This window comes from Pseudomonas sp. GW821-FHT07G06, from assembly GCF_058986625.1.
This window is the reverse complement of record NZ_JBYSVW010000017.1, coordinates 97,647-123,089: the sequence shown is the minus strand read 5'-3', so window position 1 is coordinate 123,089 and position 25,443 is coordinate 97,647. Positions and strand designations below refer to the sequence as shown.

The following is a 25,443-nucleotide window of genomic DNA, read 5'->3' as shown; positions in this document are numbered from 1 at the left end:
CAGAAACATTTCAAAACTAACACCATGCGCGTGTGAAACGGGAGCCCCTGAAGTGGGATCTGTCGCACAGAAATGCAAAAGCGACGCAGAAACGCAAAACGCTCTATCAGTGTTTGCATTCCGCCAACACCACCTTGCAGGTATTCGGCGTGCCGCCCGATCGACCGGCATAGCGTTTGCAATTATCCAGGGATTTCTGGCGAGCGATGTTCAAGGTGTCGCCCCAGGCGAGGCCACCTTCGCCGACAGTGGGAAGTGCCTTTGCATAGCAGGTTGAGCCGATGCTTGAGGCTGCAGGGCGAGCCGTGGTGGTTTTGCCTGAACATCCGGCTGTCAGCGCCAGATTGGCAGCGAGCAGGGAAAGCAGGACCCATGACCAGCCTTGGCGTGCAGTCTGTCCCGTCATTGCGGTTCCCCTGTATCAAGAGGCGTGCTCAAGGTCGTGCCTATTCAGATTAGGCCTCTTTCAGGACATCCTCCACCTTCGGCTGGACCTGTCTCAATCAATAGAGTTATGTGTTTTTGGTATTACTGCTATCCGATTGGGTCTATTCATTAATTAATGCCTGGGCGGTAGTTTGCCTCTCTGCGATAACACGTCGAGAGCCACTCATGACCCGGGATTCCATCCGCAAGTACGCACATGCCGCCGTCAGGGCGGGCACGCTCTGTCTCACCCTGACCGGCGGGGCGCTCGTGGAAGCTGACGAGCGCAGCGAGCGCAGCCCGCTGATCATCAAGGATCAAGGAAGCCTGATTGCCGGCGGGGGACTGATCACCCAGCCGGGTCGCTTTGATCCTTACAAACCGCTGATGCCTGATGGCCAGACCTACCATGGCGACCATGTGTACGCGTTCTATCAGGTACCGGTCGATGCGCATCCGTTGCCCATCGTCATGTGGCATGGCGCAGGGCAATCGGCGAAGTCCTGGGAAACCACGGCCGATGGCCGCGAAGGCTTCCAGAACATCTTCCTGCGGCGCGGGTTCTCCACCTACCTGATTGACCAACCGCGCCGTGGCGATGCGGGGCGCAGCCTTGTGGAAACGACGATCAAGCCAGTGCCGGACGAGCAACTGTGGTTCAACCAGTTCCGCATCGGACAGTGGCCCGAAACCTTCGAGGGCAGTCAGTTCCCCCGTGGGCCGCAGGCGCTGGAGCAATTCTTCCGTTCTATGACACCCAATACCGGCCCTTATGACATTGAAGTCGCCTCCGATGGCGTATCCGCGCTGTTGGACAAGACCGGGCCCGCCATCCTGTTCACCCACTCTCAGGGCGGTGGACCCGGTTGGATGACCGCGATCAAGAGCCAACAGGTGCGGGGCATCGTCGCGTTCGAGCCGGGTAGCAGCTTCGTGTTTCCCGAAGGCGAGGTGCCGGCGCCGATTCCCAGCGCGTTCGACACGCTCTCGGCGCAGGTCGTATCGAAGGCGCAGTTCGAAGCGCTGACGCATATCCCCATCCTGATCATCTACGGCGACAACATCCCCGACAAGCCGGTTCGTTTACCGGCACAGGACAGCTGGCGTGCCCGGCTCGAGATGGCGCGACTGTGGCGTGACACCGTGAACCGCCATGGCGGCGACGTGCGGCTCATTCACTTGCCGGAGATCGGTATCAGGGGCAACAGCCACTTCCCGTTTTCGGACCTGAACAACGTCGAGATCGCGGACCTGGTTTCGCAGTTTCTCGCCGAGAAAAACCTCGATTGATACCGAGCAGGGCAATCGCTGCCGCACACCCTTGGAAACAGGAATTGTCAGGAGTATTCACATGATGCGAACCACGCTGAAGGCCACACTCATGGCCACCATGATCGGCATGTCCGGCGTTGACGCCGAGGCCGCGGACTACAAACACAATCCCTACACCTTGACCTACGCAGGCGCGCTGGTGAAGAACGAACCAGGCAAGGTCAACATCCATCCGGTCACCTACAGACTCAACGGCCTGGACATCGCCGCCAACGTCTACACCCCGGCCAATTATGACGCGGCGAAGAAATACCCGGCCGTCGTCGTGGCGCATCCCAATGGCGGGGTGAAGGAGCAGGTTGCCGGCCTGTATGCCCAGCGCCTGGCCGATCAGGGCTACATCACGATCACGGCGGATGCGGCGTATCAGGGGGCCAGCGGTGGCGAGCCGCGCAACATCGACAAGCCCGCGTACCGCATCGAGGACATCCATGGCATGGCGGACTTCATCGCCCGCTATCCGGGCGTCGATAACGCGCGACTGGGCTTGCTCGGTATCTGCGGCGGCGGGGGGTATTCGTTGAAGGCGGCGCAATCCGACAAACGCTTCCAGTCGATCGCGACCTTGAGCATGTTCAACTCCGGGCTGGTACGTCGCAATGGCTACCGGGACTCGCAACTGTCGACGATCCAGGAGCGCTTGCAGCAGGCTTCGGCCGCCCGCGCGCAGGAAGCGGCGGGCGGGGAGGTGCTCTACGTCGGCGATGTCAGGCTGACCGATGAACAGATCGCCAGGCTGCCGTTCGATCTGTATCGGCAGGGTTTCGAGTATTACGGCAAGACCCACGCCCATCCGAACTCGACCTTCCGCTACACCCAGAGCAGCCTGCTGGACCTGATGAGGTTCGATGCCACGGACCAGATCGAGCTGATCGACCAACCCTTGCTGATGATCGCCGGCAGCAAGGCCGACAGCCTGTACATGTCGGAGCAGGCGTTCGCCAAGGCCAGTGGGACCGGGGACAAGAAACTGTTCACGATCGATGGCGCGACCCATATCGAAACCTATTGGGTGCCTGAGTATGTGGACGTCGCCATTGGCCAGTTGAACGCGTTCTACGCCAGAACACTCTGACTTGAGGGATCCTTCATCATGAAAAACACGCTTTTTGGCATCGCGGTGTGCGCCGCGGCGCCTTTTGCCGGCGCAGCAGGGGCCGACAGTGTCAGTGAGCCCAGGGCCGCCCAGCAGATCAGTCGAGCAGGCAGCCAGGCTTCGGTCGCCGGCCCGGCGGATTATTTCACCGGACAGGTGCGCGTCGATCCGTTGTTTCCTGCCACGGGCGAGAATAATGCGTCCGGTGCCTACGTCACCTTCGAGCCTGGCGCGCGTTCGGCCTGGCACACCCATCCTGCCGGCCAGCGATTGGTAGTGACCTCCGGTATCGGCCTGACGCAAGAGTGGGGCAAGCCCGTGCAGGAAATCCATCCAGGCGATGTGATTGTCTGCCCGCCGGGCGTCAAGCACTGGCATGGTGCCGCTGCGACGAGCCGCATGACGCACCTGGCCGTGACCGGATCGGTAGAGGGCAAAAGCGTGCAATGGCTGGAGAAGGTCACCGATGCCCAGTACAGCGCCCAGCGTTCTGTTGCGCCGCAATCCTTGCCTGCTACGCAACCCGTTTCCGAGACATTGTCCGCCAGGCAGCAGGCCATCCCGCTGATTGCCGCCGCCATGGCCACGAGCAATATTCCCCGACTCAACGCGGCCCTTAACCAGGGGCTTGATGCGGGGCTGACGGTCAGCGAGGCGAAGGAAATACTGGTGCAGCTCTACGCCTACAGCGGTTTTCCGCGCAGCCTCAATGCCCTTGGCGAGTTGATGAACGTGGTCCAGGCACGCAAACAGCGGGGTATCGAGGATGTTGCGGGGCGCGAGCCCGGTCGCACCATTCCCGTCGGCGATGAGTTGCTGGCGGTTGGCAAGGCCAACCAGACGCGTATTGCCGGGGCGCCTGTCCAGGGGCCGCTGTTCGACTTCGTCCCTGTCATCAATCAGTACCTGCAAACGCATCTGTTCGGCGACATTTTCGAGCGCGACAACCTTGACTGGCAAAGTCGGGAGCTGGCGACCGTCGCGGCGCTGGCCGCCACGCCGGGCGTAGAGTCACAACTGCGTTCGCACATGGCCGCCAGCCTGCGGGTCGGCCTGACTGTCGGGCAATTGCGTCAGTTGACCCGGCTACTGGCCGACCAGGGGGATGCCGAAGCAGCCAAGCGGGCCGCCGAGGCGCTGGACATCACCCAGGCCAATCAGCCCGGATAGCGCAAGGCTTCGCGCAGCAGGGTAAAGGCCGGCGAGCTCTGCCGCCGGCTCGGGTAATAGAGGTGGTAGCCAGAGAATGGCTCGCACCAGTCCGTGAGCACGCGGATCAACCGGCCCTGTGCGACATGCTCCTGCACCAGGTCTTCCGGCATGTAGGCCAGGCCCAACCCCTGCAGGGCGGCCTGCAGGCGCATGGCAATGTTGTTGAACACCAGTTGGCCCTCGACGCGGACGTTCACTGGCTGGCCATTCTTCTCGAATTCCCACGAATACAGCCCACCGTGAGTCGGCATGCGCAAGGTGATGCAATTGTGCTGCATCAGATCAATCGGGACGACGGGCTTTGAGTATCGGGTGAAATACGCCGGGGAGCCGACCACCGCCATGCGCATGTCGGGGCCGATGCGCATGGCGATCATGTCCTTGGCGACCTGCTCACCCAACCGCACGCCAGCGTCGAAGCCTTCGGCCACTATGTCGGTAAAGCCGTAGTCGACGATGATTTCGATGTTGAGGTCAGGATAGTCCGGCAGCAATTTGGCCAGTACGGGGTGCAGAACCGTGATCGCTGCATGCTCGCCGGCCGTGATCCGCAATTTGCCCGCCGGCTTGTCGCGGAACGCGCTGAGCAGGGCCAGTTCGTTGTCGATCTCTTCGAACCTGGGGGCAATCACCCGCAGCAGATGCTCGCCGGCTTCAGTCGGCGAAACGCTGCGCGTGGTGCGAGACAGCAACCGGACACCCAGTCGATCCTCCAGCTGGCGCATGGCGCGGCTCAAGGCCGGCTGCGACATACCCAGCCTGGCGGCGGCACGGGTGAAACTGCGCTCCTGTGCCACGGCCGAGAAGATCGCCAGTTGGTCGTAGCTTTCGACGGTCATTGATTCGCACCTGTTATGAACCGGTTGCGATTATGCCATCTGAAGTGAGTAATGGCCCCAAGTAACCAAGGGCTCATACCCCTGACGTTCGACCTCTCGAGGGGGGCGAGCACCGCGAGGCGAGCTAACGCTCAACCTCGTTGTCTGGTGGTGCACACGTTCCCCTGTAGGAGCTGCCGAAGGCTGCGATCTTTTGATCTTGATCTTCAGCAATCTTCAGATCGCAAAAGCAAGATCAAAAGATCGCAGCCTTCGGCAGCTCCTACAGATCCCCCGGGATTCCGTGAAGAACCCAAAAAATGCCCCGGGGATTTCTGCTCGAAAAACCATTTTTCGATCCCCTGGCTCCAGAAAATCGACAAGTTCCATCCTCAAGCCGTTGCCTCCTGCACCGAGCCTTGTTGGACGAAGCGGTCAATCAACCATCGCGCGGCCGGCCCCGGTGGCAGATCCGTGCGGTAGATGACGTCGAAGGAATATTGGCCGCTTTTGTATTCCGGAATGTTCAGTTGCACCAGTCGGCCGCTCTCCAGATCTTCCTGGACCATCGGGGCCGGCATGTTGCCCCAGCCGATGCCTTCACGCAGCAGCATGTGCTTGGCGCCCAGGTCCGCCAGCCGCCAGGTGCGGTTACTGAGCACGGCGAAATCCTTGTCCTTGGTCAGCAGCGAACGGTCGGACAGCACCAGTTGCGTGAACTCTCGCCCGGCGCCCGGAACATTCGAGTCGCTCGATGCCAGTGGATGATTGGGGGCGGCCACCGGAATCAACTCGACACTGCCGACGCCAATTCTTTCGATACCGTCGATGCCTTCATTCATGGGCCCACTGACGCCGATGATCGCGCCACGGTTGATCACCAGCTCAGTGACGGCGCCGAGTGCTTCCATATGCAAGTGCAGGGCAACGGTCGGGAACGCTTCGCGAAAGGATTTGAGCGCGTCCACCACGCGCTCGGGGGGAAGCATCACATCGAGTACCACGTGAACCTCGGCTTCGAGCCCCTGGAGCAGGCCCTTCACTTTGGCGCGCAATCCATGAACACCGTTGGCGATGGTCCGGGCTTCGGCCAGCACGGTGCGGCCGGCATCGGTGAGCTGGGGTTTGCGGGTGGTCTGACGGTCAAACAGCGACACGCCGAGCTGCATTTCCAGGTTGGCGATCGAGTAACTGATGACCGAGGTGGCCCGGTGCAGTTTTCTGGCGGCCGCGGCAAAACTGCCGACTTCCACGACCGTCAGGAACACGCGCAGTTGGTCCAGTGTCGGTGTTCCGGGATCAGAGATCATGCCGATTTCCTCGAACGTAATGGCCAATATTATCCCGGTATTGCTGAAAGCTTCATCAGTCTAGATTGCCTGTCCGGCTTGCGGATTCCATCCGACCCACAGGGAGACTGAAATGAAGACAATAGAAAACTGGAAGGCAGCGTTGTGTGTTGTTGCCCTGGTGTGTGTCAGTACATTGGCCAGCGGCGGACAGTCCAGCCGCTACAAGCAGGATGTCGAACTCTGGTACACCGCGTTCGACCAGAACGATCCCGGCCTTATCGACCGCATTTTGAGCAAGGACTGGGTAGACATCCCCGCCGGCGCGAACCAGGCGCCAGGTCCAGAGGGGGCCAAAGCGGTATTGCACCATCTGCACAGCACCTTCTCGGATTTCAGCATCAAGATAGAAGAGGTGTTGCAGGACGGTGACAAGGTCATCGTGCGCTCGCGCATTTCCGGCATTCAAAGTGGAGTCTTTGTCGGTGTGGCGCCCACCGGTCAACGTATCGACATCATGGCCACCGATATCCATGAATTCAAAAACGGCAAAATCGTTCGTACCTGGCACATGGAAGACTGGATGACCGGGTTGCATCAGCTCGGCGTGCTGAAAAACTGAAACCCCAGGCAGATAAGCGCAAAGCCCCGACAGGGTGAGCAAGGCTCCTAAAGAGTGGCGGATCGCAATCGGCGAAGGTTGAGTCGTCGAAAGCGACAACCCGCATACGTTCAGGCGTATGCGCAGCGGCTGGAATGGTTCAGCTGCTCTCTTGCCAGGAGAAACGAGATGACTGATTTTATTGCTACCCCCAACGAGATCGCCGGGAAAGTCGTGATTGTCACGGGCGCCGCCAGCGGTATCGGCCGTGCCATCGCCGAGCTGTTCCATGCCCGTGGCGCCAAGGTCGTTGCCGAAGACATCAACCCTGAAGTGAACGCCCTCGAGCGCCCTGGATTGGTGCCCCTGGTCGCGGATATCACGCTCGATGGCTCGGCGGAAAAAGCGGTTGCCCTGGCCGTTCAGCACTTCGGCAAGCTCGATGTGCTGGTCAACAACGCGGGACGGATCATCTACAAGCCTCTGGTCGAGATGACGCGCGAGGACTGGAGCTGGCAGATGGAGACCAACGTGACGGGCGCGTTCCTCCATTCCCGTGAAGCGGCGAAGGAAATGATGAAGCGCAAGTCAGGTGCCATCGTCAACATCGCGTCCTATGCCTCTTACTTCGCGTTCCCGGGCATCGCGGCCTACACCGCATCGAAAGGGGCACTGGCGCAACTGACCCGAACCCAGGCCCTGGAAGCGATAGAGCACGGTATTCGGGTCAATGCGATTGGCGTGGGCGACGTGGTCACCAATCTGCTCAATCACTTCATGGAAGACGGCCCGGGCTTCCTGCAAGAGCACGGCAAGTCGGCTCCGATCGGCCGTGCCGCTTCGCCCGATGAAATTGCCGAGATCGTGGCGTTCCTGGCCTCCGAGCGCGCCAGTTTCATTGTCGGCTCGGTCGTCATGGCCGATGGCGGCATGAGCATTCCCGTGGGCAGTTGAGTGGCCGGTTGTAGTTGCGGCATGGCGAGCGTCGTGCCGCGTTTTCATTTGCGGTAATGACTGGGCAGGACGCCGACCTCCCGTTTGAATGCCTGGGAAAAATGGCTGGCGCTGCTGTACCCGACCTCAAGTCCGGCATCGATGATGCTCATGTCGGTTTCAATCAGCAGTTGCCTGGCCTTGGTCATTCTCAGCCTGATGAAGTAGCGCGAGGGTGAAAGCCCCGTGGCGCGTTTGAACAGGCGGCTGAAGTGGTACTCGCTCATCCCGGCTGCGGCGGCCAGATCCCCCAGGCAAAACGTCTCAGCCAGCGACTTCTCCATCGCACTCACCACACGCCTGAGCTTGAAGGCCGGCAGGGCGTTGCGCTGAACGATGTTATCGGCTTGCGCATCCAGATAGTGGCGCGCCAGGTGCACGGCGATGCACTGGGCGATGCCTTGCATCAGCAGTGGGCTGGTTTCTCCCTGGGTGGTCAGTTCAACTCTGAACTGTTCGAACAGCACCGACAGCGCTGCATCTCGACCACCGGATATCTCACGCAGACAAATCGAACCAGTGACGTGTTTGCGGGTTTCCTGGACTGCACGTTCAAGCAGGGGCAGGCCGAGGTAAATGTGCATCACCACAAAGGGCTCCGCACTGGTCACTTGCCAGCGCATTTCGTAGGGCACGGCGCTGGTGGTGAGGAAAAAATCCCCCTTTGTCACTTCACTCGCCCGCCACGCTTCGCCAGCCTCCCGTTCCTCGATGGTGGCGCTCCCGGAAAGTACCCAGACAATCAGCGGCTCAGCCACGGCAGGAACGATAACGCTTTGCTCGATCCGCTCGCGGGTAAAGATCTGCACCAGCACATCGTTGGAAAAAACTTCGTCGGAGGCGGCCAGGCGCTGACCGCGAATGTGGGCTTCCAGGCCTGTTGCAGACGTTCGCTCAGCGGTTTGCACGATTGAGCTCCCTTTCGATGGGGGTGATTCGCTTGTCTATTTTATCGAATCTAATGATCTAAATTAGTCGGCTATTCAGATGAGCTGTCCAGGAGCAACATTTCCTCAACAGGGCGGTTCATGTCGAATCGCACCCCATTGAAGGAAATGCCTCATGACGACTTCCGCAAACATCGCTCATTCCGCCACCGCTGAACAGAGCCGCTCCGATGTCACCCAAGCCACGGCCTCGTTGATCGGCCGCGTACTGCTCAGCGCAATCTTCATCCTCTCCGGTTTTTCGAAACTGGCCGCTCCGGCCATGATGGTCGGCTACATCAGCTCTGTGGGTCTTCCGCTTCCACAACTGGCGCTGGCGCTGGCGATCATCGTTGAAGTCGGTGGTGGCCTGGCACTGATCGCCGGTTACCGCACCCGCACCGTTGCCGCTGTGCTGGCTGTGTTCAGTGTGTTTACCGCACTGGCTTTCCATAACGCCCTGGGCGATCAAAACCAGTTCATCCACTTCTTCAAGAACATCGCAATGGCGGGTGGCCTGTTGCAGGTCGTGGCCTTCGGTGCCGGTCGTTTCAGCCTCGACGCCCGCCGTCGTTGATACCCCCGCGCTGCGAAGGCCAGCCCCTCGCAGCGCAATGTTCTTCTCCCTTCTTTTTCGATAGTCGAGGCCTCCATGAAAGCCATACGCGTGTACGAATACGGCAGCCCTGAAGTTTTACGTCTGGAAGACATTGCCGACCCGGTGGCCGGTGTCGGTGAAGTGCTGATCGATGTCGCCGGAGCCGGGGTGAACCCGATTGACTGGAAGATCCTCTCCGGTGCCATGAAAGCGTTCATCCCTTTGCCGCTGCCCTTTACCCCGGGGGTTGAAGTGGCCGGTACCGTGATCGCGCTGGGGCAGGGCGTCACTGAGTTCAGCCTCGGCGATGAAGTGTTTGGCTTCATCAACATCGTCGGAGGTTATGCGACCAAAGCTGTCGCCCAGGTTGCAAAACTGGCGCTGAAACCCACATCACTCAGTGCCTTGCAGGCCAGCGCTGTCCCCGCAACAGCCCTGACGGCCTGGCAGGCCCTGACCGAACACGCGGGTGTGCAACGTCGGCAGAAAGTGTTGATCCATGCCGCGGCCGGTGGTGTGGGCAGCATGGCCGTGCAGATTGCCAAGTACCTGGGCGCCGAAGTCTACGCAACGGCCTCCGCGCATAATCACGCTTACCTGAAAGACCTCGGCGCGGATTACACCATCGACTACAGGACCCAGGCATTCGAAGAGCTGGTGTCCGGTGTCGATGTGGTACTGGACCTGGTGGGCGGCGACACACAGACCCGTTCCTTTGCGGTGCTGAAAAAACACGGCGTGCTGGTATCGCCCGTGAGCCTGCCGAACATGTCGCTGGCCAACGACTACGGTGTGACCCCCGCCAACTTTGCCACCCGCTCCGATGGCCGGCAGCTTTCGCTGATTGCCGAACTGTTCGACAAGGGACACCTCTCCGTCGACGTCGAGGCATTCCCGTTGAGTGAGGCGAAAGTGGCGATCGAGAAAAGCATGGGCCGGCATTTACAGGGCAGGCTTGTCCTGGACGCAACGAAGTAAGGTGTTCCCCGACAGGATCAGGCAAGTTGTCAGAAGGATCTGACTAACTGGCCGACCACCGTTATCCCTAATCTGGACTGGCAGCGAGACACCGCTCTCGCGTCACCAGACACTCAAGTGAGGGATTAGGGTCATGTCGAACATCTCGAAAAAAGTCGTTCTGATCACGGGCGCGAGCAGTGGCATAGGCGAGGCGACAGCGCGCCTGTTAGCCAGCAAGGGGGCGCATGTCGTGCTCGGGGCACGTCGTACCGAGCGCCTCGAAATACTCTGTGGCGAGATCAACGCGAGCGGTGGAGTCGCTCACTTCCAGGCCTTGGATGTCACCCGCCGAGACGACGTACAAGCGTTCGTGGACTTTGCGTTGAAGCTGCATGGTCGGGTCGATGTGATCGTCAACAATGCCGGGGTGATGCCGCTGTCGAAACTCGAGGCGCTCAAAGTCTCCGAGTGGGACCAGATGATCGACGTCAATATTCGCGGGGTCTTGCACGGTATCGCGGCCGGTTTGCCGCTGATGCAAAAACAGCAATCAGGCCAGTTCATCAATATCGCCTCGATCGGTGCCTACACCGTCAGCCCGACGGCGGCGGTCTACTGTGCGACCAAGTTTGCCGTGCGCGCCATCTCGGAAGGGTTGCGCCAGGAGGTCGGCGGGGACATTCGTGTCACGGTGATTTCCCCAGGGGTTACCGAGTCCGAATTGGCCGAGAGCATTTCCGATGAAGGCGGACGGGCCGAGATGCGCGAGTTCCGCAAGATCGCCATCCCTGCCATGGCGGTTGCTCGTGCGATCGCTTACGCCATTGAACAACCTGCCGATGTGGACGTCAGTGAGCTGATTGTCCGCCCGACCGCCAGCGCGTTCTGAACGGAGGACCTGAACATGACGAGGAAAAAATCCGCTGATCAGGATAAGTACGTCGGTCTGTGGGTCACGGCAGACGGGCTCATCCGCCATGAGCTGTTACCGGGTGGCCGGTACGATGAAGCCCGGGGCCGCAAGACGAGTGCCTATCAGGGCCAGTATTGGCTGGAGGGTGACCACATCGAGTACGTCGATGACACCGGCTTCACGGCTGACGGGGAGTTCCGCGACGGGATCCTGTATCACGCGGGCATGATTCTTTATCGCCAGATGTAGACACCTGACGCCGCAGTGGCGGGTGCTCATTCGACATGGCGTGAGCACCGCCGCCATCCGTCATCGCGCATTGCGCCCGTTATGCGTGTACCGACCTCACCACTCGCCTCACATGGCTCAACAGGTGATCGACATCCTCGGCGGTGGTGGCGAACGAGGTGACAAAACGCACGATGTTGGGGCCCCAGCGATCATGGTAGAAGACGAACCCGGCCTTCAACAGTGCATCGATCACGGCAGAGTCCAGCCGACAGAACAGGATATTCGCCTCGGTGCCGCCCAGCACTTCAACGCCGTTCAGCCCGGCAAGCCCCTGCGCCAGGCGCTGGGCGGCATCGTTGGCTTGGCGGGCATTGCGCAGCCAGAGATCATCGGTCAGGTACGCATCGATCTGCGCCGAAAGAAAACGCATTTTGGAGAAGAGATGACCTGCGCGCTTGCGACGGTAGTTCAACTCGGTCGCGAGTGATGAGTTGAACAGGATGATGGCTTCCGCTGCCAGCACGCCATTCTTGGTGGCGCCAAACGACAGGGCATCCACGCCGGCCTTCCAGGTCATCTCTGCCGCCGAGCATCCCAAGGACACCAGGGCGTTGGCGAATCGGGACCCATCCATATGAAACCCGAGGGAGGCTGACTTGCAGACCTCACCGATGGCCTTGATGTCGTCCAGGGTGTAGAGGCTGCCGACTTCGGTGGCCTGGGTGATGCTGACGCAGGCGGGCTGGGTCGTGTGCACGTCACCCAGTTTTTCGCGGGTGCGCTCACGCAGTCGGTTGATGTCCAGCTTGGCCGAGGGGCCGTCGATGGTCATCAGCTTCGCGCCGTTGGAGAAGAACTCGGGCGCGCCACATTCGTCGTTGTTGATGTGACTGGCGGGATGGCAATAGATATTGCCCCAGGGTGGTGTCATCGCGCTCAGGCACAGGCCGTTGGCGGCGGTGCCGGTGGGCACGAGAAGGACCTCCACGTCGCGCTCGAAGATCTCGCTGAATTTGCGCTGGACCTGCGCCGTCAACTCGTCGCTGCCATAGGGGCCCGCCTGGCCCGTGCTGTGCCTCACGAGGGCGTGTGCCACCTCCGGCGATGCGCCGGCGATGTTGTCACTTGAAAAACCCAGGGCGGGCGGTCTGTTAGTTTCACCGTTCATCATCGAATTCTCGGCTGCGCAGGCGAAGGTGTTTCGCCTGGATTGGCGCATCCTAAGGAGAGGGACGGTTGTCGCGCTTGTAAAAAATTGACGCTGGCCTGTGCGACACCCTAAGTCCTGTAGCGCGAGGGTGCGACGCCGAATGCCTGGCGAAAGGCGCGGTTGAAATGGCTCTGATCGTAAAAGCCGACGGCGTGGGCGACATCGACGATCGGTTGGCCGCTGCGCGATAGCAGGCCACATGCCCGTTCAAGACGCAGCCGAAGCAGCCACGCGTGTGGCGTCATGCCGATGGTCCGCTTGAACTGCTTGAGGAACGGGAATCGGCCCAGACCGCACAGTCCGGCAAGATCATCGAGCGTGATGCGCTGATCGATGTGGCTGAAACAATAGTCCCTGACGCGCGACCATTGCAGGGCCGAGAGCGATCCGGGAATGCTTTCGGGCGTGATTGCCCGTGACTGGCGCAACAGGTGTTCAAGCAGGGTGATCCATTGTGTCTGCACCGCGAGGCTGCCAAGTCCAACGGCCTGCTGCATCGCTTCGTGCAGACCGCGCAGGTTGCCGACAAGCCGCGGGTCTTCGAGCAACACACTGCTCAACTCAAGCTCTCTCGGTTGACCGCTGATCTCCTCGGTCATGTCCGCGATCAGTGCCTGCGACAGACGGAACGTCTTGAGCGTATAGGCGCCGCCGCCTTCGGACGCACCATCGTGAATTTCACCCGGCGGCATCAGGGCAATACGGCCCGGCCCCAAAAGAAACGACTCGCCTTTCGAACGATGACGCTGGATGCCTTCGGTGACAAAGCCGATGTGGAAATCGAGGTGGTAATGGCTATCGAAGCCGACATCCGCAAAACGTGCGGAACCCAAGACCAGGCCTGGTACTTCGGACACGTGATGGTACTTGGCATGCTCAGTCATGGGACCCGTTCAACAATCGGCGAGGAGGGCAGGGGTGCCCAAAGTTTAGGTGCTCACGCGGTTCAGATCCATGGGGTGCCAGTAACGGGGGTTACTAAGGCACCTGCAGTGAGTCTGCCGTATTCATCTTCCGGATCACCAGCCCGATGAATGCCGATACCGCCAAAGGCAGCTGCCGGCGGCTCGGATACAGCACGTTCAGGCCATAGCCTTTGGGTTGGTATTGCGGCAGTACCGGGATCAGCGCGCCGGTCTCTACCTCTAGCCTGGCCATCACGGGCGGCAGCAGCGCGATGCCGAGCCCGGCCACGGCGGCCTTGCGCAATGCCTGTGCGGTATTGCCGCTGAAGCGCCCGGCAACCTGTACTTCTTCCTCGCCATCGGGACCGACCAGGCGCCAGGTAGCGTGACCGCCCGGCTGCGCGGAGATCACACAGTCGTGGTCCGCCAGGTCCTGCAAGGTGCGGGGGGCGCCACGCGCCGCGATGTAGGCCGGGCTGGCCACCATGCCGACGCTGCGCGGATCAAGAATCTGCCGGCCGACAAAGCCGGAATCGCGCAAGGGGCCGCCGCGAAAGGCGACGTCGATCTGTTCTGCGATCAGGTCGGCCTTCGCGTCGCTGAGCACGAAATCGAGCCGCACGCGCGGGTGCTCGGCCAGAAACCCGCTCACCCACTCCATCTGGAAAAAGTCGAAAAAGTCGGCGGGAGCCGCCACGCGCACCAGCCCGCTGGGCTCGTTGCTGCCGGTCATCAGCGCTTGTCCGGCTTCGAGCAGACCATCGACGGCTCCCACGCAACGCTCGTGAAAGCCTTGGCCGGCACTGGTGAGCGTGAGCTTGCGGGTGGACCGTTGCAGCAGCCGCGTGCCGAGGTGCGCTTCGAGCTGCTGGATGCGGCGACTCAGGGTATTGGGCGGCATGCCCAGCCGGCGCGCCGCCTCGGCAAAGCTGCCGCAGCGGACCACCTGGACAAACATCGCGATGTCATTGAGGTCGAGCATGGCCGGTCATTCCTGACATGGGTGGACGAGTGCAATCCAATTGTACCGGCTAATCAAGTAATCGACCTCGCTCTATTGTCTGGGGTATCGGGCCGCGAGGCCTCCTGCTTAGAGTGATCCAGATGAACGTTCAGCCACAGCCTTACAACGCGGTTGCTCCGGGCACTGCGCGTGAAACCGACTCTTATCGGGCAATCAGCTACCGCACCACAGGCAGCGGGCATGGCGCCATCGTCCGGTTGATGAGCCCCGGTGATCTCGGCCACCTGATCAAGCCCTTTGTGTTCCTTGACCTGTTCGAAGGTGAGAGCTCGTTCATCAACGGCATGCCCATGCACCCGCACTCGGGCATCGCCACTGTCACCGTCATCACCGAAGGCAACTTGCGCTTCGAGGATGCGGATTCGGGCAAGGGCATGATCGATTACGGTGGTGTCGAGTGGATGCGGGCCGGAGGCGGGGTCTGGCACGGCAAGGAAATGTCGATGGGGACATCGAAACGGATCCAGGGCTTTCAATTGTGGGTGGCACTGCCGCCGGCGTTGGAAAACGCCAGTGTCGATAGCCAGTACCTGGAGTCCAGCGCGATGCCCGAAGTGGGGCCGGCGCGGGTGATTCTCGGCACCTATCAGGGCGTTCAGAGTCCGGTCCGCGCTCCCGCCGGCATGAATTATCTGCTGGTCACGCTGCGTGCCGGGGAATCCTGGAGTTATGTGCCGCCCGATGGTCATGAGTCGTTGTGGTTGAGCGTCAGCCGCGGAGCCCTTGGCGCGCCCGGGGTGGTCATGGCTGGAGAAATGGTGATCTTCGAACCCGGTAGCGGTGCCGTCACGCTCAAGGCCATGCACAAGGATACGGTCTTCGTGATCGGCTCGGCGTTACCCCATCCCCATGAACTGGCACTGGGGAACTACTCGGTGCATACCAACCCGCAAGCCTTGCGGGCGGGGGAGGCGAAAATCGCCGAGATTGGCGCCCGGTTGCGTGAGTATCTGAAAAAGCCCGACGGCTCAGGCAGCGTGCCGGTTTTCAAATAAACCTGACGTGTGCCTGGCCGTACGAGAAGCGAAGGGGCGGTCGCTAAAGACCACTGAACAGGCTGATGATCACGGCATTGACCAGGTCAATGAAAAAACCACACACCAGTGGCACGATCAGGAAGGCCTGGTGCGCCGCGCCGTACTTCTGTGTCACGGTCGACATGTTGACGATGGCTGTCGCCGTGGAACCGAGGGCGATCCCGCCGAATCCGGAAGCGATCACGCTGGCTTCGTAATCGCGCCCCATGAAGCGGAAGACCACAAAATACGTATAGGCGACCGTCAGCAGAATTTGCAGGGTCAACGCACACAGAATGAACAACAGCGCGCCGCTGAGCTGCCATAGCTGGAGCCCCATCAGGGCCATGGTCAAAAACATGCCCAGGCAGATATCGGAGATCAGCGACAGACCCAGGCTGGCGCCGCTCCAGCTTTTCAGGCGTTGATCACCCACAAAGGCCAGCACAAGGTGGTGAATGACGATGCCCGCGAACAGGCAGCTGACAAATTTGGGCAGGGTGACGCCGGCATCGACCAGCAACAGGTTGAGTCCATAGCCGAGCATCAGGGTCAGGTTGAGCCACATCCACGCCCAGAGCACGTCGTAGTAGTCCAGTGCCTTGCTCGGTTGTTGCTCGAGAATGCCGACTTCCAGCTCCGCGTCCCTGGACGGCGTCAGCCGATAACGACTTATCAGTCGGTTGGCGATAGGGCCGCCGATGACGCAAGCGGCAATCAGGCCGACGGTGTTGCTGGCGATGCCCAGTTCATGGGCGTTACTGATTCCCAGTTTCTCGACGAAAAGCGGTGCCCAGGCCAGAGTGGTGCCCACTCCGCCCGTGAGGGAGATGGAACCCACCATCAGGCCCGCCTTGGGATCAAGTCCAAACGCCTGGGCCACACCCATACCCAACGAGTTCTGCAGGAGAATGAACACAGCGGCGAGTAACAGCAGGATCAGCAGCGGGCGTCCACCCTTGAGCAGTTGGCGCATGTCCGATTTCAAGCCAATGCCGGCGAAGAAATAGAGCAGCAGGGTGTCGCGAACCTGCAGATCGAATTCGACCTGGATATTCAGGCCGAAGTAGAGCAAGGACGTCACCGCCGCACAGACGAAGCCGCCGACGACCGATTCGGGGATGCAGTATTGACGGAGAAAGGCGTTGTGCTGGACGAGGGTTTTGCCGAGGAAAAGCAGGAGGATGGCAAGGGTAAAACTCACGAGGCCGTGAACCTGGAAGAGCTGTGAAGTCATTTAAGGCCTACCTAAAAACTGATCAATCATTATCAGGATTCGATCATTCAATGTTTAGACCTGGATCAATGAATGGTCGATACAGCCACTGCCAGCCTTGCTCGTCCAGAAAGTCCAATCATCAGCTACGTCTGTGCGCCAGCAGTGAGGACAGCCTAGCCTGAATGGGAAAACCCACCAGTATTGGCATAGGCCGCCATCACGCTCCCGATAGCCAGTCAAACGGCTGAGTCTAGCGCTTGATCAGGGAAATCTTCGTTCCCTCGATACTGACCCCCGCCATCAACCCTTGCTGGTCGAAGATGAACGCGTAGGCGTCGTCCTTCAGCGTCGAGCTGGACAGGTTCTTCGCCACCCCTTCATCAACCACGACAACCGTTGGTCCCACACCGATTTCCCAGCCCTTGGTTTCGGCGACATATTTCACGGCTTTATCGGTCATCAGGAAAACTGCATAGCCGTACGACTGGGCGCCGGCCTGCAGCCCCCATGAACCGCTGACGGAGTTGTAGTAATTCTCGACTGTGCTGCCTTTCATCAGGACCCCTTCGCCGTAGCTACCACCGAACACAAGGCCCGCCTTGATGATTTTCGGGAAAACCAGCACCGCTTTGGCTTCGTGCGAGATTTTTTCGGCAAAAGGATGGGCCTTGTAAAGCAATTGCAAGGCTTGTTTGGCATCGGCATTCAGATCCTCGGCGGTGGCCGCTCCTGCATTGTTGAGGAAACCGGTCGATGCCAATGTTGCAGTGGCGAGGAAGAACGAGAGGAAGAACCGCATTGATTGAGTCATTTGCATACTCCGCTGAGGGAGCATTGGATGAGAGCAGCGGTAGGCGCCTGCATTTGGCAGGAACTGAATCCGCTGAGGTTATCCGGCGCACCCTGAAATGTGTGAATTCAAGCATCGCTTTTGTATGAAGCAGGTTCTTGACCACCTGTCATTTGCGCTGCCATCAGATGTTGTGACCACTGCGTAATGGTGGTGTTCGTTCGGCCGGCCTTTCTTTGGGTATCTGTCGAGTAAAAAGGTGTGCGGTAGAACTTTTGTAAAAGTTCACGCAGGGGAAGCCTTTAGTATTGCCAAATGTTTCCTCCAGTCGCCGAAGGATGACAGCTTTTCAAACCCTCCTGACCTGGAACCCCCGAACCAGCCATGTGGCGACGTTGGAAGGTTGGCGAAGGCTCCAGAACACCCGTCTGCACTCGCGATAAACGGTAAGGCCCAAATGGCGCACTTGTGAGCCCTTGGGCTTGTCTAATTTTCCTCAACCCGCTGTAACGCAGTTAACGCTTACCATTTCCTTCAATGGAGGGTAGTACCATGGCTGTTATCAATGGGACTGAACAAGGCGACTTCATATTTGGCAACCCGGAGGCTGATCAGATCTTCGGCCTGGGTGGCGACGACTTTATCCTGGGTGACGGAGGCAACGACACGATAGAAGGTGGTGACGGCAACGATGAAATCGTTGGTGGTGACGGCGATGATCTCCTGCGCGGTGGCGCCGGACTCGACAGTCTCACGGGCAATGTCGGTGCCGATACCCTGACCGGGGGCGCGGATAATGATTCTTTCAACTGGTTCGTCGGCAGTGGCGCGGATTCCACTTCCCTGGCCCGCGACACAGTGACCGACTTCCAGGGGGCCGGCGTTGCCGGTGGTGACAACCTGCTTCTCTCCGCGAGCAACCGCCTGGTTTTCGAGGGGGCTCGCCCCACGGTGCCGACGCTGGGCGCTTCGCTCGGTTTCGGCGGCAACGGTTTTACCGAAGTGTTCTATGCCGTTGGCGCCGCCAGCACGTTGCTGTTCGCGGACTCCAACGACAATGGCGTGCTCGACGCCAGTGACTTCTCCGTACAGCTGACGGGACAGCACAACCTCACCAGAGCCGATTTCGGCACCACAGCCTTCGTCGTGCGTGGCACCGAGGGCAATGACGTGATCAACGGCACCCCGGACGCCGATACGATCCTGGCGCTCGGTGGCAACGACGTGGTCAACGCCGGCAACGGCAATGACATCGTCGACGGCGGCGCCGGCAACGACATCCTCAACGGTGGCGCGGGAATCGACCGGCTTACCGGGGGGCTGGGCAATGACATCCTCAACGGTGGCGATGACCGCGACCTCATCACGGGGGGCGACGGCAACGACATCATTGATGGTGGCGCGGGCAATGACACGACGCTTTCCGGCGGCAACGGCGTTGACATCGTCAATGGGGGTGCCGGCAACGATACCCTCGACGGCGATGCCGGCAACGACCAGTTGTTCGGCGGTGTCGGTAACGACGACTTCTTTGGCGGAGAGGGTAACGACCAGATCTTCGGCGAAGACGGCAACGACGAACTGTTCGGCGATGCCGGCAACGACCAGTTGTTCGGCGGCAATGGTGACGATGCGCTTGAAGGCGACGCCGGGGCAGACCAGTTGAACGGCGGTGCCGGCAATGACGAGTTCGAGTTCTTCCTCGGCTCGTTCAACCCGAGCTCGACCTTCGCGACCTTCGATACGGTCCAGGACTTCCAGGGCGCAGGTGTGGCCGGGGGCGATACGCTCGAGCTGAACGATGAGTTCGTATTTCGTGGTCAGGTCACGCTCAATCCACAGCTTGGCGCGGTACTGGTCGGCGGCGGCAACGGCATCACCGATCTGTTCTACACGGTCCGCCAGGGCAACACCTGGCTGATAGCGGACGACGATGACAACGGCCGGCTCGACAGCACCGACTTCACGGCGAACTTCCTCGGCGTCAAGAACTTCACGGTGGGCGACTTCGGTAACAATACCGAGTTCGTCACGGCGGGCACCGATGGCAACGACATCATCGTCGGCACCGATGGCGACGACAAGATCTTCGGCCTCGGCGGCAACGATAAGTTGTTCGGCCAGGCAGGGGAGGACCTGCTCGATGGCGGTACGGGTGACGACGTGCTCCTCAGCGGCACAGGCCTGGATAATCTGTTCGGCGGCGAGGGTAACGACACGCTCACCATCGAGGATTTCGGCAGTGCCTTCGGTGGAGCCGGCAACGACCTGGTGATCGGCAGCAGCGCCGAGTTCGCCTTCCAGACGACCCTTGAGGGCAATGAAGGCAACGACACTCTGCAATCGGGCAGCGCAGGCGCCTTCATGATTGGTGGCACGGGGGACGACCGGCTGGTGGGCAGCGCGGCGGATGACTTCATGGTCGGCAGCGCCCAGTTCGAACCCGGCCTCGATGCGGACAGGTTCCAGTTCGGCGCCCTCTGGGGAACGGACACCATCGCCGACTTCGAGGACGGCACTGACCTGATCGACCTGAGCACCAGCGGTCTGACCTTCGCCAACCTCACCATTGGAGAACAGTTCGGCGAGGCCATCATCAGCGTCACGGGCCAACCGGGGGTAGGAACCATCACCTTGAGCGGCGTGCCACAGGCCGCCATCACCGAGTCGGACTTCGCCTTTACCTGAGTGATCGACGCATGCTCACGCCTGGGGAGGGCGTGAGCATGCCTCAGGCCGGGCGTCGGGCTCCTTCAAGCGCCAGGGAGACATCATGACGGTCAAGCGCATGGACAACATCGGCATCGTTGTAGAAGACATCGACACTGCCATTGAGTTTTTCACCGAGCTGGGCCTTGAGCTCGAAGGGCGCGCCCCCATTGAGGGCGACTGGGCAGATGGCGTCACGGGATTGCCCGGCATGCGCGTCGAGATTGCCATGATGCGCACGCCGGACGGTCACAGCCGGCTCGAAATTTCCCGATTCCTCGCACCCCCCGTGGTCGCCGATCACCGCCGCGCCCCGGTGAACGCGCTCGGTTACCTGCGAGTCATGTTCACCGTGGAAGACATCGACGACACACTCGCCAGGCTCCACAAATATGGCGCAGAGCTCGTCGGCAAAGTGGTCCGGTACGAGGAGATGTATCGTCTGTGCTACATCCGGGGGCCCGAAGGCATTCTCATCGGACTTGCCCAGGAACTCGGGCAGCACGATTCTCGAAGCATGAGATAACTTGGGTGCCTTGCATATCGCTGATCTTAACGATGGAAGATCAGTATTAACCTGGTTGGCTTGTCGGTTTTATTATTGATTTTCCAATAGTTAAACAGTCGATTTTTGTGTTTGATGGAATTCGATGCTGCATAAAAAGCTAGCAGATATCGCATATTGACAGGTAGTCAAGCCAAAATTACCATCCGGCGCCATGAACTTTAAGGCAGCTAATCACGGGTATCTTGCATTTGCTCCGACACCCAGGTGGAAATGTATAGTCATGAGCCTGTTGTGTCTGCAGAGTTGCTGAATGCCGAGCCTGTCAGATTCAAACTAAATGTGCGTTAAGGCGAGCCAAAGTGAAAAAGTCACTCATCCTGTTGACCCTGCTTGCACCCCTTATCGCCATTGCTGGCGAACCTGATCATCTGGCCATTTGCAACAAGCTCAAGCCGGATATCACTCGTAGTTACGGCGTGCACAACTTGATGCTGGTGGATAACGGTAGTTCATATGTGGCGGGTGAAGGGGTTGTGCTCTGTGTATATGACGGTATTGTCCAGAAGTTCTACGCTGATAGTTCTGTCAGGGTTATGGCAACACTGAATATCGCCAACAATAAATACAACGTCCTGTTCTAATAGTGGGTTGTTACTCGCGAGCCAGAGGTTCTGATACATCTTCTGCTGGTTATTGAAATTATGCCCTTTCATCAGGCGCTCCAACCCGGCTTGTTGAATATTACGCTCTGCCCCTTGATCTGGTGAGTCCAATGGCTTTCGCATAAAACCTGGTGCGCGCGGCCAATGAGTTTTTTTATCAGGTAAAGGAGCGCAGAATGAGCAGCCCGGCGTTCGAATGAAGTGCCGCTGGCGGGGCTGGCGTGTAGTCATCTCGAGCACCAGGGGTAGGGACTCTCTCGGCGATGATGAGCGCTTGCTGACGACGGCAAGGGCTGGAGACGCGCTTTGAAACCATTCCCGCTCAGACCTGGCGCCTCAACTCTGGACATGTTTCTTCAAGCGTGTCTGCCACGTCGTGACGCTGTTCCGCCAACCTTGACGGAAAGAGCGGTCCTCCCCGGCATCCCCAATGCTCGCTACAGGCTGGACCACGACCTGACGCCTTTCATTGAGGATGCGGTTCAGTCCAACAAGCGTGAGAGCGAGGAGCTTGCCAAGGCCGGGAAGCCGAACCATATCCTTCCGCTGGCCAATATGCTGGCGGTTTCCGGTGGCGGCGATGCGGGCGCCTTCGCAGCGGGACTGATTGCGGGATGGACGACGCATGGGACGCGCCCCCAGTTCAAGGTCGTCACCGGCATTAGCGCGGGTGCCCTGGTCGCCCCGTTCGCTTACCTGGGGTCCGATTACGACAGCGTGATTCGGTATGTCTCCAACGCAATCGGTCCCAAAGACATTTTTCATTCGCGAAACGTATTAACCCGTTTTGCCAGCGACGGTATAGCGGACAGCAAGCCACTGTCGCGGCTCATCGCAAAATACGTCACTGCACAGACTCTTGAGGCCATTGCGACGGAGTACGCCAAAGGACGAATCCTGCTGATCGGCACAACAGACCTCGATTCGGGACGGCCCGTCACCTGGAACATGGGTGCGATTGCCGCAAGCCAGGCACCGGGAGCGCTCGACCTCTTTCGCAACATCATGCTCGCGTCAATGAGCATTCCCGGTGCAGTCTCACCCGTCATGATTGATGTGGACGTTGACGGCAAACAGTTCCAGGAAATGCACGTGGACGGAGGGGTCATCACCCAAGTGTTTCTTTACCCGCCCAGCACCGTGATGGCGCTGAGCAAATCCACCGGAGCACCGCTGCGATTCGACCGTCATTTCTATGTCATTCGTAACGGGACACTGGAGCCGCAGTGGTCCGGGACCAAGCGCCGTACATTGAGCATCGGCGGTCGAGCCATCAGTGCCTTGATTCAAACCCAGGGAATCAGCGACCTGGAGCGTATCTACCGTATGGCGCAACAGGATGGGGCGGATTTCAACCTTGCGTACATTGGCTCCGACTTCACCTTTGCGCACAATCGGAAATTCGATGGCGAGTACATGAAGCGTTTATTCGATTACGCCTTTCAACTCAGCGCGAAGGGCTATCCGTGGCATAAATTGCCGTACCTGGAAAACGCTAAACGGTAAAACAACCGCTGAAGAGAGGCTGGAGCAACTGCGTCGGTCGGGAGTGTTGGCTTGCGGAGCAGGAGGAGGGAGGCAACAACAGTAAATGCCCGCTTCGAAGAGCGGGCTTTTCATCTAACAAAATAAGCAGACACCAGGGAGGGGAGCTGCCAAGGAAACAAGCGCAGCCCAGACCTACAGCTGACGAGCGATCAGGTCCTTCATGACTTCATTGGCGCCGCCATAGATCTTTTGTACGCGCGAATCGACAAACATCCGGGCGATAGGGTATTCGTCCATATACCCGTAACCACCGAACAGTTGCAGCAGTTCGTCGGTGACCTTGCACTGCATGTCGCTGCACCACAACTTGGCCATGTAGGCGGCCTGAGGATCGAGCTTGCCGTCGAGCAAGCGCTGGGTACAGTCGTTGACGAATGTGCGGGCGATGTGGGTGATGGTGGCACACTCGGCCAGCTTGAACTTGGTGTTCTGCAGGTCGAACAGTTTCTGGCCGAACATCCGGCGTTCCTTGGCGTAGTCTGTGGCTAGCTCCAGCGCACGCTCCATGACCGCCACGGCGGGCACAGCCAGCAACATGCGTTCATAGCAAAGTTGGCTCATCAGCTGGATAAACCCGTTGCCTTCGACCGGGCCGAGCAGATTGGCGACCGGTACGCGCACGCTGTCGAAAAACATTTCGCATGTGTCCGAACCATGCAGGCCGATCTTTTTCAGCTTGTTGACGCTATAGCCCTTGAGATTCCCGGTCTCGATCACCACCAGTGAAATACCCTTGGCGCCATCGTCGGAAGTGCGCACGGCGATCACCACCAGGTTGCCGCTGTAGCCGTTGGTGATGAAGGTCTTGGAACCATCGATCACGTACTCGTCACCATCACGGCGGGCGCGTGTGCGCAGGGTCTTGAGGTCGGAGCCGCAATCGGGTTCGGTCATGGCGATGGCGGCGAAGAGCTCGCCGCTGGCCAGGCGGGGAATCCATTTTTGCTTCTGCTCTTCGGTACCGTAGTCGAGGATGTAGTGGGTGGCGATGGAGTGCACCGCAGTACTGGGCGGCATTCCGGCGCGAGCCAGTTCATCCAGGGCGACCAGTTGATAGGACAGCGGCGCGCCGGCACCGCCGTATTCCTCACTGATCTCCGGCAGCAGAAAACCCATCTCGCCAAAGCCCTGCCAGATCTCGCGCGGCACGTAGCCCTGTTCGCGCCAGGCATCGTTGTGCGGTGTCATCTCATTGGCGATGTAGCGACGTACCTGGTCGCGATAGGCCTCGATGTCGCTATCCATCCAGGAATGTTGGTGCAGTTGGGGCAGCATAAGCTCGGTCTCCGCAATTTTGGGCTTCGCCACCGATGGCAGCGTGCGAAATGCGAGCCTAGAACGAGGGGCCGTGCGCGCACATAGCCGCTGGCCCCAAAGCTGTTGCACTTGGCCTCAATCTGTCAGTTGCCCTTGCGAACCTGGCCCGGGGTCTGGCCGGTCCAGCGCTTGAAGGCGCGCTGGAAGCTGGCGCTGTCGGCGAAGCCAAGTTCCTCGGCCAGCACCGGTGTCGGCAGCTTGCTGGTTTTCAGTCGGTAGATCGCCCAGTCGCGGCGCAGGCTATCGCGGATGTTCTGGAAAGAGGCGCCTTCCTGAGCCAGGTGACGTTGCAATGAACTGGCCGAACAGTGCAAGGCGGCACTGGTCTGTTCAAGGTCTGGCCAGCCGCTATGGCGCGCGCGTTCTTCACGCAGATAGACCCGCACCCGGTCGCTGACGCGTGCGGGTATGGCGGGCACCAGAAGGTCGAGCAGGGCCTTGGCCAGGTATTCATGCAGATGGGAACTGTCACGGCGCACGGGGGCCTGCAGTGCCTGGGAGTCGAACCAGATAGTCGAGAAGGCTGTGCCGAAGCGCAGTTCCGTAGGGAAGAGCTTGCGGTAGTCGCCAACCGATTCAGGTTGTGTGAATGCCACGTCGATACCGGCGGGGCGCAGGCTCCCGCCTTCCAGCCAGGCCATGACGCGCCAGATCAGTCGCAGAAACAGCACGTGGGCGAAATCGCGGGACTCGACCTGGGTGGTGAGGAAGTGCAGTTCGACCCGTACGTGCCGACCGTCGTCCAGCAGCACCGGGTCAAGGTCGTCTTGCAGTAGCCGCAGGGTGTGGGTGAATTCCCGCAGGGCGCCGAACAGGGTGTCGCCGGTCAGGGCTGAACGCATCATCAGCATGAAGCTGCCGCGGCGCAATTTTCGCGAAAACAGCGCGATGCCTTCGTCATCGAGACCCTTGATGGTCTTGCGCAGCAGGGCAACGTACTGGTCGACGGTGACGTGGTGGTCCAAGTCCTGAGGCTGCTGTGGATCGATCCCTGCGTCGCGTAGAAAGCCCTCGATCTCGTAGCCGCGATCACGGGCTGCGGCGAGCAGGGAGGAGACGAAAACGGAGGCGAAGGTAACGGGGGTTGGATTCGACATTGGTGGATTCTGCAAGTCATTTGCGGTGCCATGACATTGGCGG

At 59.9% G+C, this 25,443-nt stretch carries 25 protein-coding genes; 14 read left to right on the top strand and 11 right to left on the bottom strand.

The window, feature by feature from the left end:
• Positions 1-106 precede the first annotated feature (106 nt).
• Positions 107-406 carry a DUF4189 domain-containing protein gene (locus tag AC3WJW_RS24485; RefSeq protein WP_493727725.1) on the bottom strand — a complete coding sequence of 100 codons (300 nt, stop codon included), beginning with the start codon at positions 404-406 and terminating at the stop codon, positions 107-109.
• A 206-nt stretch (positions 407-612) separates the two neighbouring features.
• On the opposite strand from AC3WJW_RS24485, the gene AC3WJW_RS24480 reads away from it, so the two are divergent.
• The 3 genes from AC3WJW_RS24480 to AC3WJW_RS24470 all read left to right on the top strand — a co-directional run bounded on the left by AC3WJW_RS24480 (position 613) and on the right by AC3WJW_RS24470 (position 4,024).
• A complete protein-coding gene (locus tag AC3WJW_RS24480) occupies positions 613-1,716 on the top strand; it encodes an alpha/beta hydrolase (protein WP_493727724.1) in 1,104 nt (367 codons plus the stop codon).
• Positions 1,717-1,777: 61 nt separating this feature from the next.
• Entirely contained in the window at positions 1,778-2,833 is a 1,056-nt protein-coding gene (locus AC3WJW_RS24475; protein ID WP_493727723.1) for an alpha/beta hydrolase, read from the top strand.
• Between the two features lie 18 nt (positions 2,834-2,851).
• Entirely contained in the window at positions 2,852-4,024 is a 1,173-nt protein-coding gene (locus AC3WJW_RS24470) for a (R)-mandelonitrile lyase (protein WP_493727722.1), read from the top strand.
• On the opposite strand, the gene AC3WJW_RS24465 is transcribed toward AC3WJW_RS24470, so the two are convergent.
• Both AC3WJW_RS24465 and AC3WJW_RS24460 read right to left on the bottom strand, forming a co-directional pair.
• Positions 4,012-4,905 carry a LysR family transcriptional regulator gene (locus AC3WJW_RS24465; RefSeq protein WP_493727721.1) on the bottom strand — a complete coding sequence of 298 codons (894 nt, stop codon included), beginning with the start codon at positions 4,903-4,905 and terminating at the stop codon, positions 4,012-4,014. The genes AC3WJW_RS24470 and AC3WJW_RS24465 overlap by 13 nt on opposite strands.
• A gap of 371 nt (positions 4,906-5,276) precedes the next feature.
• Positions 5,277-6,194: a LysR family transcriptional regulator gene (locus AC3WJW_RS24460; protein ID WP_493727720.1), complete on the bottom strand. Its 918-nt coding sequence runs from the start codon at positions 6,192-6,194 to the stop codon at positions 5,277-5,279.
• A 112-nt stretch (positions 6,195-6,306) separates the two neighbouring features.
• On the opposite strand from AC3WJW_RS24460, the gene AC3WJW_RS24455 reads away from it, so the two are divergent.
• Both AC3WJW_RS24455 and AC3WJW_RS24450 read left to right on the top strand, forming a co-directional pair.
• The gene (locus tag AC3WJW_RS24455) at positions 6,307-6,795 is read left to right on the top strand and encodes an ester cyclase (RefSeq protein WP_493727719.1); all 489 of its coding nucleotides are present in this window, start codon (positions 6,307-6,309) and stop codon (positions 6,793-6,795) included.
• A gap of 168 nt (positions 6,796-6,963) precedes the next feature.
• On the top strand, positions 6,964-7,728 hold the full coding sequence (locus AC3WJW_RS24450) for an SDR family NAD(P)-dependent oxidoreductase (protein ID WP_493727718.1): 765 nt from the start codon (positions 6,964-6,966) through the stop codon (positions 7,726-7,728).
• A gap of 44 nt (positions 7,729-7,772) precedes the next feature.
• Here the strand turns inward: AC3WJW_RS24450 and AC3WJW_RS24445 are convergent, their stop codons facing one another.
• Positions 7,773-8,675, bottom strand: a complete 903-nt coding sequence (locus AC3WJW_RS24445; protein ID WP_493727717.1) for a helix-turn-helix domain-containing protein — start codon at positions 8,673-8,675, stop codon at positions 7,773-7,775.
• Positions 8,676-8,829: 154 nt separating this feature from the next.
• Between AC3WJW_RS24445 and AC3WJW_RS24440 the strand changes: the two genes are divergently transcribed.
• The 4 genes from AC3WJW_RS24440 (at position 8,830) to AC3WJW_RS24425 (ending at position 11,413) form a co-directional block, all read left to right on the top strand.
• Complete coding sequence (locus AC3WJW_RS24440) at positions 8,830-9,270, top strand: DoxX family protein (protein ID WP_493727716.1); 441 nt, start codon at positions 8,830-8,832, stop codon at positions 9,268-9,270.
• A gap of 75 nt (positions 9,271-9,345) precedes the next feature.
• Entirely contained in the window at positions 9,346-10,269 is a 924-nt protein-coding gene (locus AC3WJW_RS24435; protein WP_493727715.1) for an NADP-dependent oxidoreductase, read from the top strand.
• A gap of 133 nt (positions 10,270-10,402) precedes the next feature.
• Positions 10,403-11,140 (top strand): SDR family oxidoreductase, encoded by a 738-nt coding sequence (locus AC3WJW_RS24430; protein WP_493727714.1) that lies wholly within the window; start codon positions 10,403-10,405, stop codon positions 11,138-11,140.
• Positions 11,141-11,155: 15 nt separating this feature from the next.
• The gene (locus tag AC3WJW_RS24425; RefSeq protein WP_493727713.1) at positions 11,156-11,413 is read left to right on the top strand and encodes an Atu4866 domain-containing protein; all 258 of its coding nucleotides are present in this window, start codon (positions 11,156-11,158) and stop codon (positions 11,411-11,413) included.
• A gap of 79 nt (positions 11,414-11,492) precedes the next feature.
• Here the strand turns inward: AC3WJW_RS24425 and AC3WJW_RS24420 are convergent, their stop codons facing one another.
• From AC3WJW_RS24420 to AC3WJW_RS24410, 3 genes are all read right to left on the bottom strand, one after another.
• Positions 11,493-12,566: a threonine aldolase family protein gene (locus AC3WJW_RS24420; protein ID WP_493727712.1), complete on the bottom strand. Its 1,074-nt coding sequence runs from the start codon at positions 12,564-12,566 to the stop codon at positions 11,493-11,495.
• A gap of 107 nt (positions 12,567-12,673) precedes the next feature.
• Positions 12,674-13,489 (bottom strand): AraC family transcriptional regulator, encoded by an 816-nt coding sequence (locus tag AC3WJW_RS24415; protein ID WP_493727711.1) that lies wholly within the window; start codon positions 13,487-13,489, stop codon positions 12,674-12,676.
• Positions 13,490-13,583: 94 nt separating this feature from the next.
• Entirely contained in the window at positions 13,584-14,492 is a 909-nt protein-coding gene (locus tag AC3WJW_RS24410) for a LysR family transcriptional regulator (RefSeq protein ID WP_493727710.1), read from the bottom strand.
• A gap of 122 nt (positions 14,493-14,614) precedes the next feature.
• On the opposite strand from AC3WJW_RS24410, the gene AC3WJW_RS24405 reads away from it, so the two are divergent.
• Positions 14,615-15,529, top strand: coding sequence for a pirin family protein (locus AC3WJW_RS24405; RefSeq protein ID WP_493727709.1), 915 nt, complete (start codon positions 14,615-14,617; stop codon positions 15,527-15,529).
• 43 nt (positions 15,530-15,572) lie between these two features.
• Here the strand turns inward: AC3WJW_RS24405 and gltS are convergent, their stop codons facing one another.
• Together gltS and AC3WJW_RS24395 are read right to left on the bottom strand one after the other, a co-directional pair.
• On the bottom strand, positions 15,573-16,787 hold the full coding sequence (gltS, locus tag AC3WJW_RS24400) for a sodium/glutamate symporter (protein WP_493727708.1): 1,215 nt from the start codon (positions 16,785-16,787) through the stop codon (positions 15,573-15,575).
• Positions 16,788-17,019: 232 nt separating this feature from the next.
• Positions 17,020-17,580 carry a lipid-binding SYLF domain-containing protein gene (locus tag AC3WJW_RS24395; RefSeq protein ID WP_493727707.1) on the bottom strand — a complete coding sequence of 187 codons (561 nt, stop codon included), beginning with the start codon at positions 17,578-17,580 and terminating at the stop codon, positions 17,020-17,022.
• A 531-nt stretch (positions 17,581-18,111) separates the two neighbouring features.
• Here AC3WJW_RS24395 and AC3WJW_RS24390 point away from each other — a divergent pair.
• The 4 genes from AC3WJW_RS24390 to AC3WJW_RS24375 all read left to right on the top strand — a co-directional run bounded on the left by AC3WJW_RS24390 (position 18,112) and on the right by AC3WJW_RS24375 (position 22,944).
• Positions 18,112-20,247 (top strand): calcium-binding protein, encoded by a 2,136-nt coding sequence (locus AC3WJW_RS24390; RefSeq protein WP_493727706.1) that lies wholly within the window; start codon positions 18,112-18,114, stop codon positions 20,245-20,247.
• A gap of 85 nt (positions 20,248-20,332) precedes the next feature.
• Positions 20,333-20,794: a VOC family protein gene (locus tag AC3WJW_RS24385; RefSeq protein WP_493727705.1), complete on the top strand. Its 462-nt coding sequence runs from the start codon at positions 20,333-20,335 to the stop codon at positions 20,792-20,794.
• A 341-nt stretch (positions 20,795-21,135) separates the two neighbouring features.
• Positions 21,136-21,417 carry a hypothetical protein gene (locus AC3WJW_RS24380; protein WP_493727704.1) on the top strand — a complete coding sequence of 94 codons (282 nt, stop codon included), beginning with the start codon at positions 21,136-21,138 and terminating at the stop codon, positions 21,415-21,417.
• Between the two features lie 327 nt (positions 21,418-21,744).
• The gene (locus AC3WJW_RS24375) at positions 21,745-22,944 is read left to right on the top strand and encodes a patatin-like phospholipase family protein (protein WP_493727703.1); all 1,200 of its coding nucleotides are present in this window, start codon (positions 21,745-21,747) and stop codon (positions 22,942-22,944) included.
• A 174-nt stretch (positions 22,945-23,118) separates the two neighbouring features.
• On the opposite strand, the gene AC3WJW_RS24370 is transcribed toward AC3WJW_RS24375, so the two are convergent.
• Positions 23,119-24,261: an acyl-CoA dehydrogenase family protein gene (locus AC3WJW_RS24370; RefSeq protein WP_007973384.1), complete on the bottom strand. Its 1,143-nt coding sequence runs from the start codon at positions 24,259-24,261 to the stop codon at positions 23,119-23,121.
• Between the two features lie 125 nt (positions 24,262-24,386).
• Complete coding sequence (locus AC3WJW_RS24365; RefSeq protein ID WP_007973383.1) at positions 24,387-25,400, bottom strand: AraC family transcriptional regulator; 1,014 nt, start codon at positions 25,398-25,400, stop codon at positions 24,387-24,389.
• Positions 25,401-25,443: the final 43 nt, after the last annotated feature.